We start from the raw sequence: 1,719 nt of genomic DNA, 5'->3' as shown, positions 1-1,719 counted from the left end.
TCCTTTAATGGTCAGCTCAGTGGCTTCGGTTAAATCCGCAAGCACTAACGTGCCGCCTGTCACAACCAGCTCACCCGTCTCATTGCGAAACGACACGATATCGGCGGTTTTTGCGCCAACGCTCAACACCCATTCCGCACTAGCGGCAGTAGCGGTAGCCTGATCTAAATCGCGGTTAAGCTCGGTATCGATGAGCAGCACAATATTGCCGCCATCTTCGCGGGCATGTTCCACTACGCCTGCAAAGTTTTTCGCCGCTGGGGCCGCAGCCGTTTCAAGCTGAACGTTAGAGTGCGTACCGTTACCCATTGGGTGGTCTTCATCAAAGAAGTATTGGCCGTCATAGCAAAGCTCATTAAAGCCGTTCATCAACAGAGGAAATACGAGACCATCAGGGTGCATTGAGGCGTCATAGCCAATTTGCTGCGCCTGGATGGTGTACATACCCAGTTGATCATCTTCCACTTTTTCGCGGCGAACCTTGATAGAGCTTTCCCACGTTTTGTTTTTGATGCTGTAGCCATGCTCTTTAAGCGTTGCCAGTTGACGCTCACCCATCCATTCTTCAATCGACGGCCAATCACCTAACCAGCCATAGTCGTTTTCAGACGCGCTTGATGGCACTTGTGTTGCCACCTTTTGCCACTGCGGCTTAGCATCGCCAAAGGCTTTGTTAAACACCGCCGATAAGGCAGTGTAGAGATTACGAATTACGACAGTTTCGCTCATAATTTATGATGTCCTTGTAAGTAAGAGGCTACCGCTTACAGCGCCAACTTCTCTTTTGATTGTTTAAAGTCGTCTTCGCTGACGCCCAGCTTGCGGCACATGGCAAGTTCATCATCTGTCAGCGCTGAGCCGTTTTGTTTTTGGCTCTGCGGCGCTTGCTGCTCAGAAATAGATTGCGCGCTACCAATAAACTGCTTGAATTGCTCACGGCCTGCTTCTGTGCGACACGTCGCCAGATACATATCACGGCTTGAAGGCGTCACTTTGCCCGCTTCAATCGCACCATCCACTAACGCTTCTGCGTCTACTTGGTCGCGCTGAGTCAGGGCAAGCTCTGCGGTTTGAGCGCGGTTAATCGCCAGTTGATGGTCAGCGCGAGGCACAAACTTGGTTAAGTCCACGCTGTCAGCACCTTGGCGGTTCATGGCAATCTTCATTGCACCAATGGCGGTTGCCGCTTCGGCTTCACTCGCGCTTGCTTCAATGCCAAGCGCAAGAGCAATGGCTTGTGGGATAGGCATATCGCTTCCTTCTTTTCGGTTTAATGCAGGTAAATCTGCAAGGTTAGGGTCATTGGTAAAACCACATGAGCGAATTTTGGTGATAACGCCCTTGTCGTCGTACAAAAATGCAGGGGAGTAGTATTTGTAATCTTTGTCTTCGATGATCCATCGGCCACGATCATTCCAATCAATGCGCGCCCAGATTTCACCGTCTCGAACTTCAAGCTCAACCATCCAGCCTGACGCGCCAGCGTATTCACCTTGCGGGCCTTTGATGTGAGTGGCGTGCTCTACATCCCACGGCAAATCCAAACCATCTTCGACAAAGGCATCCACCACACCTTGAGGGCTGCTGTTTTGCCAGGTGCGACCATCCAGACCTTGAACGGTGCCCGCAGGAATAAGAAGTAACCACTCTGGTACAGGTTTAACGGTATCGACAGGCTCGCTAGTATCGACTTGGGCCGCAGGCATTGAGCGCTCAGCC

2 protein-coding genes are annotated in these 1,719 nt (G+C 51.5%); both read right to left on the bottom strand.

Annotated features, from left to right (window positions below; all coding sequences use genetic code 11):
• On the bottom strand, nucleotides 1-729 hold a 729-nt coding region (locus RH88_RS22665), incomplete at its 3' end, for a Mu-like prophage major head subunit gpT family protein (protein ID WP_005593602.1).
• A 35-nt stretch (nucleotides 730-764) separates the two neighbouring features.
• Nucleotides 765-1,719 (bottom strand): phage protease (locus RH88_RS03990; protein WP_005593601.1); only part of this gene is annotated, 955 nt, incomplete at its 5' end.

It is taken from the genome of Vibrio scophthalmi LMG 19158, from assembly GCF_000222585.1.
GTDB classification, from domain to species: domain Bacteria; phylum Pseudomonadota; class Gammaproteobacteria; order Enterobacterales; family Vibrionaceae; genus Vibrio; species Vibrio scophthalmi.
This window is presented reverse-complemented; position numbering and strand designations above follow the sequence as displayed.